The organism is Lysinibacillus sp. 2017 (assembly GCF_003073375.1).
In the GTDB taxonomy this organism is placed as follows: Bacteria; Bacillota; Bacilli; order Bacillales_A; family Planococcaceae; genus Solibacillus.
Map to the genome: position 1 here is coordinate 2,544,550 of NZ_CP029002.1, position 15,453 is coordinate 2,560,002.

General features: G+C 37.5%; 14 protein-coding genes. 2 read left to right on the plus strand and 12 right to left on the minus strand.

Annotation, left to right across the window (positions count from 1 at the left end; genetic code table 11):
- Positions 1-4: 4 nt before the first annotated feature.
- The 4 genes from recJ to DCE79_RS12450 all read right to left on the minus strand — a co-directional run bounded on the left by recJ (position 5) and on the right by DCE79_RS12450 (position 5,785).
- Positions 5-2,326 carry a single-stranded-DNA-specific exonuclease RecJ gene (recJ, locus tag DCE79_RS12435; protein ID WP_108713357.1) on the minus strand — a complete coding sequence of 774 codons (2,322 nt, stop codon included), beginning with the start codon at positions 2,324-2,326 and terminating at the stop codon, positions 5-7.
- A 148-nt stretch (positions 2,327-2,474) separates the two neighbouring features.
- A complete protein-coding gene (locus tag DCE79_RS12440; RefSeq protein ID WP_108713358.1) occupies positions 2,475-2,849 on the minus strand; it encodes a LapA family protein in 375 nt (124 codons plus the stop codon).
- Positions 2,850-2,979: 130 nt separating this feature from the next.
- On the minus strand, positions 2,980-5,253 hold the full coding sequence (gene secDF / locus DCE79_RS12445) for a protein translocase subunit SecDF (RefSeq protein WP_108713359.1): 2,274 nt from the start codon (positions 5,251-5,253) through the stop codon (positions 2,980-2,982).
- Between the two features lie 193 nt (positions 5,254-5,446).
- Positions 5,447-5,785 (minus strand): post-transcriptional regulator, encoded by a 339-nt coding sequence (locus tag DCE79_RS12450; RefSeq protein WP_234417404.1) that lies wholly within the window; start codon positions 5,783-5,785, stop codon positions 5,447-5,449.
- An 87-nt stretch (positions 5,786-5,872) separates the two neighbouring features.
- Between DCE79_RS12450 and DCE79_RS12455 the strand changes: the two genes are divergently transcribed.
- Entirely contained in the window at positions 5,873-7,378 is a 1,506-nt protein-coding gene (locus tag DCE79_RS12455) for a putative polysaccharide biosynthesis protein (RefSeq protein ID WP_108713361.1), read from the plus strand.
- Here DCE79_RS12455 and DCE79_RS12460 read toward each other — a convergent pair.
- From DCE79_RS12460 to DCE79_RS12495, 8 genes are all read right to left on the minus strand, one after another.
- Complete coding sequence (locus DCE79_RS12460) at positions 7,358-8,008, minus strand: DUF421 domain-containing protein (RefSeq protein ID WP_108713362.1); 651 nt, start codon at positions 8,006-8,008, stop codon at positions 7,358-7,360. The two genes, DCE79_RS12455 and DCE79_RS12460, sit on opposite strands and share 21 nt — an antisense overlap.
- 130 nt (positions 8,009-8,138) lie before the next feature.
- Positions 8,139-8,399, minus strand: coding sequence for a preprotein translocase subunit YajC (gene yajC, locus DCE79_RS12465; RefSeq protein WP_108713363.1), 261 nt, complete (start codon positions 8,397-8,399; stop codon positions 8,139-8,141).
- Between the two features lie 123 nt (positions 8,400-8,522).
- The gene (gene tgt / locus DCE79_RS12470) at positions 8,523-9,668 is read right to left on the minus strand and encodes a tRNA guanosine(34) transglycosylase Tgt (protein ID WP_108713364.1); all 1,146 of its coding nucleotides are present in this window, start codon (positions 9,666-9,668) and stop codon (positions 8,523-8,525) included.
- A gap of 325 nt (positions 9,669-9,993) precedes the next feature.
- Positions 9,994-11,031 carry a tRNA preQ1(34) S-adenosylmethionine ribosyltransferase-isomerase QueA gene (gene queA, locus DCE79_RS12475; protein ID WP_108713365.1) on the minus strand — a complete coding sequence of 346 codons (1,038 nt, stop codon included), beginning with the start codon at positions 11,029-11,031 and terminating at the stop codon, positions 9,994-9,996.
- An 18-nt stretch (positions 11,032-11,049) separates the two neighbouring features.
- Complete coding sequence (gene ruvB / locus DCE79_RS12480) at positions 11,050-12,051, minus strand: Holliday junction branch migration DNA helicase RuvB (RefSeq protein WP_108713366.1); 1,002 nt, start codon at positions 12,049-12,051, stop codon at positions 11,050-11,052.
- 16 nt (positions 12,052-12,067) lie between these two features.
- A complete protein-coding gene (gene ruvA / locus DCE79_RS12485) occupies positions 12,068-12,688 on the minus strand; it encodes a Holliday junction branch migration protein RuvA (protein WP_108713367.1) in 621 nt (206 codons plus the stop codon).
- 162 nt (positions 12,689-12,850) lie between these two features.
- Positions 12,851-13,696: a phosphotransferase gene (locus tag DCE79_RS12490; protein ID WP_234417264.1), complete on the minus strand. Its 846-nt coding sequence runs from the start codon at positions 13,694-13,696 to the stop codon at positions 12,851-12,853.
- Entirely contained in the window at positions 13,687-14,592 is a 906-nt protein-coding gene (locus DCE79_RS12495) for a LysM peptidoglycan-binding domain-containing protein (protein ID WP_108713369.1), read from the minus strand. The genes DCE79_RS12490 and DCE79_RS12495 overlap by 10 nt, the downstream gene beginning before the upstream one ends.
- A gap of 124 nt (positions 14,593-14,716) precedes the next feature.
- On the opposite strand from DCE79_RS12495, the gene DCE79_RS12500 reads away from it, so the two are divergent.
- Positions 14,717-15,244 (plus strand): transcription repressor NadR, encoded by a 528-nt coding sequence (locus tag DCE79_RS12500; protein ID WP_108713370.1) that lies wholly within the window; start codon positions 14,717-14,719, stop codon positions 15,242-15,244.
- Positions 15,245-15,453 lie beyond the last annotated feature (209 nt).

Genomic DNA, 15,453 nt, shown 5'->3' on the forward strand with positions numbered 1-15,453 from the left:
CTCCTCAAGAACTCAACCGTTCATCAAACCATTGTTTTAACTCACTAAAAGTTGCATATAAAAGCTTTTGTTCAAGCTCAATTTGTTGTGAACGCATTTTATAAGACGGCGCTTCTGATAATGCTTTTTTGGGTGCATTTTCATTTACGGTCGTCAAACCATTCTCTATTGTAACAAATCCTAGCTCAAAAAACACTTTTGTCATAAATTTAATTACATCAATATTTAGTCCAATATGTTGCGATAATTGTAAAATATGTTGGTTTAGGTTAAAGGTCGGACGTTTTTTAAGAAATCCGTAATACCAAGTAAAGTGATCACGCGACGGCATCCCTTCAAAATATTGTGAGTTATTCGTATAAAAATGGGCATAAATACGCTCGATTGAAGTGGTTTTTAACAGTTCTTCAAAAAGTGACACGTTCTCAGGTAAATCAAGCACGACGATACTTTGCTTTAAATGTTGTAAATTTGTCGTTTCTGTTACTAAAAGGATTTCTGTTGGCATTAATTTTGCAAAATATTCTTTTGTCTGCTCACTAAAAGCGATAAAGTCTGACTTATCAACAGGAATTTTTTGTAGCCAATTGGCCGTTTGACTCTTTCCTCGATAATCATAAAGTTGCCACTCGTTTACGCCAAGATCTTGAATCATAAATTGAGGCTTTTTATTGCCTTGCCATTCATTGATTTGTAAATCGCCAACAAGCGAAATTTTTACTCCATATGCAATTTCGTCAAACAAACGCCCTTTACCAAAGCCGATTGCATCCAGTGATCCGTGCGGGTCTTCTAATTCCATTTTCAAATGATTTTCTGCCGATCCAATTTTCCGCATTGACTTCACATGAACGTCTTGAATTGCAAAAATCGGTTTCGGAAATTCCGTTCCAAATGGAGCAAGCTGACGAATCTCTTCAATCGACTCTACAGTAATTTCGCTTAATTCAATTGGAACATCCACAAATAACTTTTGAATAAGTTGGTCTTCCGTTAAACAGCTAGACGCCTGTTCATGCAATCGTTTTCGTAAATCTTCCACATTTTCTAGCTCAAGCGTCATCCCTGCTGCCATCGGATGTCCTCCGAAATGTGGTAAAATGTCACTGTTTTTTGCAAGCTCATTATACAAATGGAAACCTTCAATACTACGTGCTGAACCTTTTGCAATTCCTTTTTCGCGATCAATCGATAGTACAATCGTTGGACGATAGTATTTTTCAACTAAGCGCGAGGCAACAATCCCTACAACCCCGGCATTCCAACCTTCTCCAGCAACAACTAATACTAAAGAATTGCGTAACTCCTCGTTTGACTCAATCATCTCTATTGCTTCGATTGCAATATCCTCAACAATTTTTTTCCGTTCAGTATTTTTTTCATTTAATTGCTTCGCTAGGCTATTGGCTTGTAATTGGTCATCACTCATTAAAAAGTGGACGCCCGGTGCAGCATTTCCTAATCGCCCGATTGCATTTAAACGAGGACCGAAGTAAAAGCCAACTGTCTCTTCCGTAATCTCTTTTTGCGTTGCACCAGCTGCTTCACACATTGCAGGAACCCATGGATTAAAAGTTTGTCTTAATGCTTTTAATCCGCACTGTACTAAATAACGGTTTTCCCCAACAAGTGGAACTAAATCGGCTATTGTGCCAATTGCAACGTATTCAAATAAATGCTCCGGCAATTCACCATATAATGCATGTGCTAATTTAAATGCAACACCTACACCAGCAAGCTCACCAAACGGATAATGCCCTACAGGAATACGGGGATGGATAATGATATTCGCATCAGGTAGCGCTTCTCCTGGCTCGTGGTGATCGGTAATAATCACATCCATACCTAATTCACGCGCAACTTTTACGGGCTCAATCCCACTAATACCGTTATCGACCGTAATAATTAATTGTACGCCTTTTTCATGTGCTTCTTTGAAAAGTTCAACATTTGGACCATAACCATGTGTAAATCGGTTTGGAATCATAAAGTCCACATCTGCACCTATATCGAGTAAGGCATTTAGTAGAACCGTTGTACTAGTAATACCATCCGCGTCATAATCCCCATAAACTAAAATCTTCTCTCCATTTTCAAGTGCTTCTTCAATTCGTGCAACAGCTTCTTCCATTCCCGCCAATAGAAATGGATCATGATATTGAGTTGCATCGATGGTTAATAAAGGGCGCGCTTGCTCAACTGTTTCACACCCTCTTGCTATTAAAATTTTCGAAGCTATCGTAGAAATATTTAATTCCGTACTTAATTGTTTCACGAGCTGTTCGTTCGGCTCCTGAATAGTCCAAAGCTTTTGCGATTTTATCATGTAAATTCACTTCCTCATGCAGTCCATTATACCGAATTTTAGTCCTGTTTCATAAAAAATGTTTCGAAAATTTATTGTTTGAAATAATATATTCCCAAATAAAAAGATGCTTTGTAAAATTACTCTTACAAAACATCTCATTGCCTTGTTATTTCGTCGATTTTTGATTCGATCCAAGATCATCCGCAATATCTTCTACGACAAATGCTGAAGCACCGCGCTGTTTCAATTCCTCTTTTAAACGTAAAATTTCACTGTCTTTTTCGTTTAATACTACACGGTTTTGCTCAAGCTCTTTTTTAACTGCCTTTGTTTGATGTTGCGCACTAAGCATACGAAACGCTGAGAAACAAAAGCTAATAATAAATCCTGCTAACACAGATCCGAGAATAACTAAAATCAGCGGCCATCTTGCTTCACCAAAAATATAATTGATTGGCACTCTGCCGACATTTACTGTCGCGAACACTGCGATGATAATGGCAAAAATAAGTCCAACTACAAGTGTCCATTGCATTTTCATGTCTATCACTCCTGCTACATTCAATTTGAACATCCATAAAATGCTTTTCCTTTTTTCTTAAATTATTAAACAAAAAAAGAAGGCATTTTGTAAGTTTGTAACCTACAATATGCCTTCTATACATCTTTTATTAAACTTGTGGTTCGTCTGAACCCCATTGTTTTTTCTCTTTTTTCACAACAGTTGTACCTTTTTTATCCATCTCACGTGCTTTTAATGTATACCATACTTGAGCAGCGATACAGATTGAAGAATACATACCTGTTACTAAACCGATTAAAAGTGCGATTGAGAAGTTTTGAATTGATGGTGCACCTAAGAAAATTAAAGCAATCGTAACGATAATTACCGTTAATACCGTATTAACAGAACGTCCCATCGTTTGACGAAGTGACTTGTTGACGATATTTGCCAATTCTTCTTTTGTCGTAATTTTTTCTTGACGATCAATATTTTCACGAATCCGGTCAAACGTTACAATTGTATCGTTAATTGAATAACCTACAATCGTTAATACTGCTGCGATAAATGTAATGTCTACCTCTAGACGTAGCATACTGAAAGCCACAACGATGAAGAAGACGTCATGCAGTAACGAAATGATTGCACCTAGGCCCATGCGCCATTCGAAACGAACCGCTACATAAATGATGATACCAAGTGCCGCTAACGCTAATGCATAAATTGCATTTTTCGCTAATTCTTTACCAACCGTTGCAGATACAGTACTTAAGCTTGGTTCATGACCATATTTCTCTGTAACAGCTGCTTTAAAGTCTAATACTTCTTGTTGTGAGAAGTCGTCTTTATAACGCATTACTGCAACTTTCGATTCATCACCAGAAATTACGACATCATCATTTTCAAAGCCAATTTCATCTAAGTAATCGATAACGCCTTGTTGTGTTAATTCTGTATCCGATCCAATTTCAACACGTGTACCACTTGAGAAGTCGATACCTAAGTTTAATTTAAAGACAGATAAGATGACGATACCAACAACTAAAATAACTGTTGAAAACGCATAGAATTTTTTACGGTTGTGTACGAAATCAAGTTTATCAAATTTCGTTGTTAAATCTAATGAAGAAATGCCTTCATCGATTGAATGTTGTTTTGATTTTTTAATACCAAACCAAGCTGGATTATTGAAGTACCCGCTGTTTATAAGTAGGCCTTGTAAAACACGTGAACCCCAAACTGCTGTAACGAATGATAATAAAATCGAGATAATTAATGTTGTTGCGAAACCTTTTACAGAACTTGTACCGAAGTAGAATAATACAACAGCAGCAAGTAATGTTGTTAATTGCGCGTCAACAATTGCTGATAATGATTGTTTAGACCCTAATTTAAAGGCCTCTTTTACCGTGTGGCCTACTCGTAATTCCTCACGAATACGCTCTGCCGTTAAAATGTTGGCATCCACAGCCATACCAATACCTAATACGATTGCGGCGATACCAGGTAAAGTTAATACCGCGTTAATACCATTGAATACGATAAGTACAAGGTATGTGAAAACAGTTAGTGTAATGATTGAAATAAACCCTGGTAAGCGGTAGTACAATAACATGAAGATGAAAATTAATAATACGCCGATTACACCAGCAAATACTGTATCATTTAACGCTTCATCACCGAATTGAGCACCAACCGAAGTTGAGTAAATTTCAGTTAATTTAACTGGTAAAGAACCAGCATTTAAGACAGACGCAAAGTTTTTCGTTTCTTCAACTGTGAAGTTACCTGAAATCATAACGTCTGTTGTATTTAAAACTTGTGAAACTGCTGCTGCAGATTCGTATTTTTGATCAGCTGGTGCCTTTTGGCTTTCTGCAGCGTAAGAGTCTACACCTTCTTCAAAGTCTAACCATACAACTAGAAGATTTTTACCAGCACCCATGCCCATAACCTTACGAGTTACTTCTGCAAATTTTGATGCATCTTTTAATGTTAACGTAACGATTGGTTGGTTTTGTTGGTCGAAAGAGGCTTTCGCGCCACCTTCTTTTAAATCCGTTCCATCAAGTAAGACATTGTCATTCACGTCACGGAATGTTAAATTCGCTGTACTTGATAATAACTCACGTGCAGAAGACTGATCTTCTAACCCTGCAAGCTGTACGCGGATTCGGTTTTCCCCTTCAACATCAATACTTGGTTCACTTACACCAAATGCATTGATACGACGGTCTAATGCCGATGTTGTATCCGTAAGTACTTTTTGATTAACTTCTTGTCCATCTACTAGAGATTCAACTTCATATAGAACCTCGAATCCACCTTGAAGATCTAAGCCAAGCTTAACATCATCTAAAACCTTTTCTACCGTTGTGCCCATTCCTGTAAATAGCAGCGCTACGACAAGAACAAACGTAATAATACGGTTTGCTAATTTCATTAAAAATCCTCCTCAAATTCGCACAACAAACTTGTGCGACGGAAAAGTAAAGAACCTTTCCAACAAACTATGTATCTGTTTACATTCCATTCATTACTTTCCCAGAATAATGTTCCCGCTACATAAAAAAGTTCAACAATCCCATTATGAAACAGCTTACGCCAACTGTCAAATTATTACTAGATAATTTGGATTACTTTCCATTATTTTTTGAAAAGTCTGTTGGTAATAGCTGAAACAATTCATTCAGCCCTTCTTTTGAAAGCTCCATCTCAAATGATGCTTGTTTTAAACCATGTACTTGAAAATATTGAATGATTTCTGATGCAGATACATTAAAAATACCTGAAGTTAATTCATGTAGCTTTAAGCTTTGGACATCTTGTTTACGCCATACCTTTTTGACGCAAAAGCCCCACAAATCCTGCTTTGTAATTGAATCATAACCAAAATAGTGGAATTCCTCTACTTTGTTTTCTAAAATAATTTGAACTTTTTCGTATAAACTTGCATAAGGAACCGTCATATTCATCACCGCCAAGCATTAGTTTTAACTCCAATAGTTCTTGCATATACGTATTGTATATGAATCAATTAAAAATGAGAAGGGATAAGATAGTTGGGATCATTTTTAAAAGGAACGCTATTTTTAATGTTTGTTATTTTCATTTCAAAGTTGTTCGGTTTTGTTTACCGCATGCAGTTTATGCGCATTGCTGGTGAAGAGATCGTTGGCTTATATATGACATCTTATCCAGCCTTTATCTTTTTTATTTCAGTCATTCAGTTCGGGATTCCTATTGCCGTTGCAAAACTTGTCGCTCATGTGCATGCAAAACAAAAGGACGAGCATATTTCCTCAATTATGCGAACAGCGACAAAACTTTCTTTTCTATTTATAATCATTTTTACACCCATCATTGCATTGACAATTCCTTATATTGCAAAATCGCTATTACATAACGAAAATTTAATCTATATCCTATATGTCGGACTATGCACAGTACCTATCATTATTTTTTCTGGACTTATGAAATCTTATTTGCAGGGTTTAACAAAAATTGGGCCAACTGCTTGGGCACAGCTCCTTGAACAAATTGTACGAATCACATTGACTGTTTTTTTATTGCCTTTTTTTATGGATCCAAATGAGCCTGCAAAAACTGCAGCATATGCAATGGGGATTACCGCATTAGGAGAAGTTTTTTCATTTTTATTTTTAGGTTATTATTACATCAAATCGAAACGAACGTTTAAGAAAAATGCAAAGACTCCATCCTATTTTAAGCCAATCGTTCGTGTCGCTGTACCTTCTGCAGGTAGTAAATTGTTCGGTACGTTCACTTGGTTTCTAGAGCCCATCATTTTTTTGAAAGCATTAACAGTTTCAGGCATTACTGCAGGCGCAGCTACTACCCTTTATGGCGTTATTTCTGGAGTTCATATTCCATTATTATTATTCCCTGCTTTTATTCCAAGTGCTTTAGCTATTGTGTTAATACCCGCCGTCAGCAGTGCTGTTGCTAGTAAAAATTGGTCATTGTTAAATCAACGTATTTCATTATCATTACGTCTTTCTTCTATTGTGGGCTGTATCGCAGCTAGTTTTTTCTTTTTACATGGTGATGATTTAACAATGAAGTTGTTTCATTTAGAGGAAAATCGAGGCTATATGAAAATTTTAGCTCCTATTTTTTACTTCTATTATATTCAAAGTCCACTCCATTCTATCTTACAAGCAGTGGATGAAGCGAAAGTCGCCATGATGAATTCCATTTACGGTGGTATTGGAAAATTATTTTTACTATATTTACTTGCCTCACAATCCTCCATTCAAGAACATGGTGCTATTGTGGCGATCGGCTTTGGCGTACTTATTACTTCGTTCCTTCACATTGCGACAATTCGACAGCACGAAAAAATGAAAGTCGGTATAAAATTCTTTGTAATACCTTATTTCCTATTTATTTTAACTTGTTTTATTCAGCCTTTACTCACGCCAAATATGCCGCTATTTATGTCATGTTTCATCACCATTTGTATAGTGATAACACTTCTTCTTGCGACAGGTCAAATTCGTTCTTCTGATTGGCAATATATTCGTTCAATCTTTTCGCGCACGTAATTGGACAAACCACTTTTCACGCTCATAACTGCAAAAAAAGATTTCCTTCAAATCTGGATAGCCAAGCACTAACAATTCTTGCTCTAACCACTTTCTGTCCCTATTTAATATTTTCAAATGCCGTTCGTCGACATAGCCATCAAGTATAAGGGGTAATATCAGTTGAGGATGAGCGTTATCTTCTCTTTTATAAATAGATAATTTCCCAGACTGCTCTAAGAAAGCATATGCCACTTCTTGAACAGAAGCGACTCCCTGCTCACGTAGTTGTTGCAACAAGTCATCTAAATTATATCGTTGCTTTCTCATTTCCTTTTCTAATATCCACCCGTCACGAATAATCATTGTCGGATCGCCCTCAATAAAATCACGGATGCGCTTATTTTTTAAAATTAACAAAGAATTTAAATACTGAATTAAAAATAAAATACCAATTGGTAGCACAGCTTTACCAAAATGAGCATGTGTATCATCTAATGCAAATGCCGCAACTTCAGCCATCAACACAAAAATAGCTAAATCAACAATACTTAATTCTCCAACTTCTCGCTTCCCCATTAAGCGGAACACGACAAGTAAAATAATGTATAAAAGGATTGTGCGTGCGATAATTAACGCATAGTCATTCAAGTTTCCACCCCATTTATGACCAGTTCTGCTGTATTGTCAGGATGTATTTAGAATCGACAAATTGTTTTTTATCTATACAAAAAGCTTGCGGAAAATTATTCTTCCGCAAGCTTTTAAACAACTTCAACTATTAAACTGATTCTATACGACCAATTGCTTGGCGTTCGAATTTTAAACGTGTCGTACCGTCAACTAAAATATATACAACTGCATCTTCAACTGCATCTACTTCACCGTGTAAACCACCCACAGTTACGACTTTGTCTCCACGTTTAATGCTGTTTTGCATTGACGATGTTGCTTTTTGACGTTTTTGTGCTGGACGAATTAAAATGAACCACATCGCAACGAACATTACGATAATTGGTAAAAACTGCATGATACCTTCCATTCTCATTTTGCCCCCTTTCTCTATCTCACTTACCTAGTATAGTATAGAATCGCTAGTTTTTGCGCTAAAAACTCTATCTTTTCGTAAAAAACTTCATTAATTTTCGGTTTTTGAATACTTAATTTAGAAGTTTTTTGCATTTGGCTTATTATAGCCGTATTTTTCGAAGAATTCTTCTTTGAAATCGCCTAAACGATCTTCACGAATTGCTTGACGTACTTGCTCCATTGTTTTAATTAAGAAGCGTAAGTTGTGATATGAAGTTAGACGTAAACCAAATGTTTCTTCTGTACGAATTAAATGACGTACATAAGCACGTGTGTAGTTTTTACAAGTGTAGCAATCACATGTTTCATCGATTGGACGGAAATCACGTGCATACTTGGCATTTTTAATCACCATACGACCTTCAGAAGTCATTAATGTCCCATTACGTGCAATACGTGTTGGTAATACGCAGTCAAACATATCGATGCCTCGGATAGCACCGTCAATAAGAGAGTCCGGTGAACCAACGCCCATTAAATAACGTGGTTTATCTGCTGGCATCATTGGTGCTGTGAACTCTAACACTTTGTTCATAATATCTTTCGGTTCACCAACTGAAAGACCACCAATTGCATAGCCTGGTAAATCAAGTTCAACTAACGCTTCTGCCGATTTACGACGTAGCTCTTCGTATTCGCCACCCTGAATAATACCGAATAATCCTTGTTCGTCTGGACGTGCGTGTGCTTCCTTACAACGTTTTGCCCAACGTGTTGTACGGTCTACAGATGCTTCCATATACTCGTATGTTGCTGGGAATGGTGGACATTCATCGAAAGCCATCATAATATCGGAACCTAAATCATTTTGAATTTCCATCGCTTTTTCTGGAGATAAAAATAGTTTGTCCCCGTTTAAGTGATTGCGGAAATGGACGCCTTCTTCTTCGATTTTACGGAATTTCGATAAAGAGAATACTTGGAAGCCGCCTGAATCTGTTAAAATTGGACGATCCCAGTTCATGAATTTGTGTAGGCCACCCGCTTCTTTTACGATATCATTTCCTGGACGTAGCCATAAATGATACGTATTTGAAAGGATGATTCCTGCATTCATTTCTTTTAATTCCTCAGGGCTCATCGCTTTTACAGTTGCTTGCGTGCCTACTGGCATAAATGTTGGTGTTTCAAAAGAACCATGTGGTGTGTGGACAATTCCAAGACGAGCTCCTGTTTGCGCACATGTTTTAATTAATTCATAACGAATTGGTGGTTGTGTCATAATGTAAATTTCCCTCTCATTTCTAAAGTATAAACAGTACTTCGAATAATAATGTTACATTTGCAACATTATGGCTCGATTCGGCAAGGTTTCCCTATTCGAATGAAAACACCTACTAGGAGTAGTAGGTGTTGCATAAAATGAGCCTTCAATCAGCGCGGGACTTTATCCCTCACTGACTGTTAGCCTTCACCAATCGGGCTATTACGGGCAATCAATCTCCCACGTATGCTTCTTGGTTTCCTCTAGCTTTTAGTTCAGCGTCTTACAGCCCGTGATTGCGGGGCAAAGTATTATTGTATAGAGATTTTAAACGAAATGCAAATTACTTCTTAGGACGAATGAACATCGCATCGCCAAAGCTGAAGAAACGATATTTCTCTTCAACTGCTTTTTCGTAGGCATTCATAATCGACTCTTTTGAAGCAAGTGCACTTACTAACATTACTAACGTTGATTTTGGTAAATGGAAGTTTGTAATCAGTCCATCAATTGCTTTATATTCAAAGCCTGGGAAAATGAAAATATTTGTCCAGCCTTGTGATGCAACGATTTTACCATTATTATCACGAGCTACAGTTTCTAACGTACGTGTTGACGTTGTACCAACTGAAATCACTTTACCGCCCGCATCTTTAACACCTTGAATTGTTGCCGCTGCTTCTTCTGATACGCTGTAAAACTCAGAGTGCATGTCATGGTCTTCAATCGAATCAACACTTACAGGGCGGAATGTACCTAAACCAACATGTAGTGTAATAAAGACAACTTTAACGCCTTTTTCTTTAATTGCTTCAAGTAATGGTTCTGTAAAATGTAAGCCCGCTGTTGGTGCTGCTGCCGAACCGCGCTCTTTCGCATAAACGGTTTGATAGCGTTCTTGGTCATCTAATTTTTCACGAATATATGGTGGCAAAGGCATTTCACCCAGTTGATCTAGGATTTCATAGAAAATACCTTCGTATTCAAATTTAAACGTACGACCACCATGATCTAATTCACCTGTACAAGTCGCTGTAAGTAAACCATCACCAAATGTCACTACAGTACCGACTTTTACGCGTTTTGCAGGTTTTACTAACGTTTCCCACTCATCATCATTTGTTTGTTTTAATAATAATACTTCGATATGTGCACCTGTTTCTGGTTTTGTTCCCATTAAACGTGCTGGTAATACGCGTGTATCATTTAAAACAAGGCAATCCCCTGCATTTAATTCATCTAAAATATGACCAAATGTATGATGTTCTAGCTCTAAAGTATTCGGATTAACAACCATCAAACGACTCGCTGTTCGGTCTAGTAATGGTGTTTGTGCAATTAATTCCTCTGGTAAATAAAAATCAAAATCTTCTACTCTCACGTTAAAAACTTCCTTCTATTATTTTTCTGTCGGTGTGTAACCGAAATGTTCGTAGCACTCATTTGTTGCTACACGACCTCTTGGCGTACGTTGAATAAAGCCAATTTGTAATAAATAGGGCTCGTACACATCTTCAATCGTTATACGCTCTTCGCCAATTGAAGCAGCTAATGCATCTAACCCGACTGGACCCCCACCAAAACGTTCAATCATCGACTGCATTAATTTATGGTCGATGTGGTCAAGTCCTCTAGGATCCACTTGTAAAAGTTCAAGTGCTTGCTGTGCCAAATCGGGTGAAATAACACCATTTGCTAATACTTGCGCATAATCTCGCACACGCTTTAATAAACGATTGGCAATACGTGGGGTTCCACGAGAGCGGCGTGCAATTTCATGGGCTGCAAACTCATCCAAATCCACACTAAACAATTCACCTGAACGAATAACAATTTCAGCCAGTGATTGTTCATCATAATATTCTAATCGTGATAACACACCAAATCTGTCTCTTAGCGGCGCAGAAAGAGCACCTGCACGCGTTGTCGCACCGACTAGTGTAAATGGGGGTAACTCTAAGCGAATTGAACGCGCTTCAGGCCCTTTTCCCACGACGATATCAAGACAAAAGTCTTCCATCGCTGAATATAAAACTTCCTCAATCGCACGGGGCAAGCGGTGAATTTCATCGATAAATAACACATCACCCGCTTCAAGTGAACTTAAAATGGCCGCTAAATCACCCGGACGTTCTATCGCGGGGCCACTTGTCATTTTCACATTTACTTCCATTTCGTTTGCAATGACAATAGCAAGTGTCGTTTTCCCTAATCCAGGTGGACCGTAAAGGAGTACATGATCGAGACTTTCCTGACGAAGTTTAGCCGCTTCAATAAATATTTTTAAGTTATCTTTTACTTTCTGTTGGCCTATGTATTGCACAAGTCGTTGGGGCCTTAAAGAAAGCTCAAATTGCTCTTCAGCATCCGTTGCTTCACCTGAAAGTACGCGGTCAGTCATGTTAGTTCACTCCTTTTTATTTCAATTTTAATAATAATTTAAGCGCTTGTTTAATATAAGCATCCGTCGTCGTTAAGGATTCATTTTCATCTAACTGCGGTTTAATTTTATCAAGTTCTTTTTCAGAATACCCTAATGCAATTAATGCAAGTAGCGCTTCTTCTAATTCATGCTTGTTCGGGTTCACACCAAATAGAGGTAACTCATCCTCAGCACTCGGCAATTGGATCGTATCAAGCAATATATCAAGCTTACCTTTTAAATCTAAAATCATTTGGCGTGCCGTCTTTTTCCCAACACCAGGGAAGCGTACTAAAAACGCCTCATCTTCCATTTCAATCGCTTGAATGACAGATGTAGGATTACCGCTTGCTAAAATGGCTAATGCCCCTTTAGGTCCGATACCTGACACTTGAATTAATTTTTTAAATAATTCGCGCTGTTCTAAGCTGTGGAAACCATATAAATTTTGAGCATCTTCTCGAACTTGCATCGATACAAAAACTTGTTGTTCCGATGCAGATTGGCGAAAGGCATAAGGATTTGGTGTATATAATAACCATCCAATTCCTTGTTGCTCTAATACAATATATTCAGGTGTTACACGCGTAATTTGTCCTTTTAAATAATCGTACATCGTTTATCCCTCACATTTCTGCCTCTATTATAACATAATGTGTGTCTGGCACCGAACGTATGTTGCACTTTTCATTAGAAAAGACTGCCTCTATTCGAGACAGCCTCCATTATTTTAGCATAATTATACTTATAGTGATACTCAGAGTACTTACTGATCACATTAGCTTTCCTGTATTATTTCAATTGTCTTACTTAAATTTTTTTCGTGTTGGATTGCTTCACTTATAATTGATTGTATAAATGGATAACATGCTTGTTTTTGGCGGGGATTACATTTTAAATAAAATAACGCCTCTCGCATTACTTCGTTTGGAAAACGTAAGTATTGTAACTTATGCTTTGCTTCCTGTAAGTATGGATGTTGCTCAAATAAATTCGGCAATTGATATGAAACATTCGGTAATACACGATGAATCCACAAAATTATTTCATCGGTATATTCCCCAACACAAGCTAAATCAAAATCGACAATTTTTACACCCTTCTCCCCCATCATAAAATTATGATGGACGACATCCCCATGTAAAAGTGTTTTTGGGTTTTCTATTGCATTAGTATCGTCAATATTTTGTAAGGCATTTGCTGCAATTGATACAATTTTTTTATAGTTTTCTTGAAGTAACATCTTTAACGGCCCCTCATTTTCTATAAAACGCTCGAAGCGACGATGCCATTTTTCCTTCAACTCATAATTGGGAAGTAATTTGTATGTTTCCCAGTCTACTTCATTCCGCGTTTCATGTAGTGCTTTCAGTGCTTTTAATGTTTTTTTTTGATCAGACAGCTTTCTATAATCCGCACTTTTCCCTTCATACCATTGCTGTTTTAAAATATGTGCATCTTCATTTTTCTCAGAAATGATATGATACGGAAATTGAATTTTTTCTAACTGATTGTGAACCATTTTCACCTTAGTCGCCAAATACACATCTTCATAGTATTTCATAAAAAACGAACCTTTTGACGATTCCCATTTCCAACAATTTTCTTTAATAACTAATGCCATGACTTCGGTTGATGTGGCATTGGATTCATTGGTTGGTGTGCATCTGGCATCATTTGCATTGGATTCATTGGTTGGTGTGCACCTGGCATCATTTGCATTGGATTCATTGGTTGTTGTACGCCTGGCATCATTTGCATTGGATAAGGCATCGGCATCATTTGTGAGCAACAAGGATTCGGCATGCACATCATTTGGTGAATGTCTTCATAATAATGCTGGACTTGTTGCTCACGGTCATTGCATGACCAATCTTCTTTCGTCGGTGATTCTTCGCGTCGCGCTGGTAATACACGCGGTGGTTCTACCATTTGGACACCGTGACAATATGGACAAACTGGCTGTTGGGGCATCATTTGGGGCATCATTTGCGGGTGAAAATGTGGCTGCATCGGTTGCATAACCGGCTGTTCAATAAAAATTGGCTGTTGGGGCTGTGGGGCTGGTTGCTGAATAATAATTGGCTGCTGTGGCATCATTTGCGGCATTTGAACAGGCTGTGGCTGTGGGGCAACCATTGATTGTTCAATTGTTGGTTGAAAATGAAGATGCGTCTGCTGCCAATTTGGAAACGGCATCGGTTGCGGTGCGGGTTGAGGCATCGGTTGGTAATAGATATCCCCTTGCCAAATCGGTTTCTGCGGCATAGGCTGTGGGGCAACTGGAGCTTTCGTTGGCACTTCTTTCACCGGCTTTGGCTGCTCCTTTACAACGGTTTGTTGCATAACTTCTTTTTCTTTTTTAGGCATATTTTCTGGCAAATAAATTTCCATTCCTGGAACGATATAATCTGGGTTAGCTAAATGAGCATTTAGTCTTTTTAGCTCATCAAACCCAATTGCGTATTGCTTGGCAATTTTCCACAATGTATCCCCTTTTTGAACAATATGAACGCGCACATCATTCCTCCTTTTCTCGTATTAGCATATGCGTAAGTTTACGCGTTGCCACAATCTTCACATCCTGTCATTCAATCTTGTGTTACACTAAATATACGAGTTTTGTCATTTAGAGGTGAAAATAATGAAAAAATTATTAGGTGAAGAGCGTAGGCATGAGTTGCTTGCCTTATTAAAAAACGCAAAACAACCATTAACTGGTGCTGATTTAGCAAAGCATACAAATGTGTCACGCCAAGTTATCGTTAATGATATGAATTTATTAAAAGCACGTAACGAGCCCATCGTTGCGACAAGTCAAGGTTATATATTCATGCACAATATGCAACAAACACGCTTTGAGCGAAAAATTGTTTGTATGCATTCATCTGAGCAAACAAAAGAAGAGTTATTTATGTTGGTGGACTGTGGTGTCACTGTAGAAAATGTTATTGTCGAACATCCAGTATACGGTGAGATTACCGCTTCTATCATGGTCTCTAATCGTATTGAAGTTGAACATTTTGTGAAGCGTGTCAATGAAACAAATTCTCTCTACTTATCTGCTTTAACTGATGGCACCCATTTACACGTCATTAGTGCTACTTCTGAGGAAAACTTAGATTTAGCAGAAAAAAAGTTACGCGAACACGGAATTTTAGTGGAAAATTAGTTTAGAATTAAAACATTAATTGCATATTTTTTAAGCAAAGGGCCACAAACGCTGTCAAATACACGTTTGTGGCTTATTTTTTTAATTTCCTATAATCTACTCCTACTATTTTTTATGTCATTTATTACTTTAAATAAAAATTATTCAAAAACGCCCTATTGCATAGTAATTAATTTTTATTTATATTTATACGTATAGAGACAATTTTA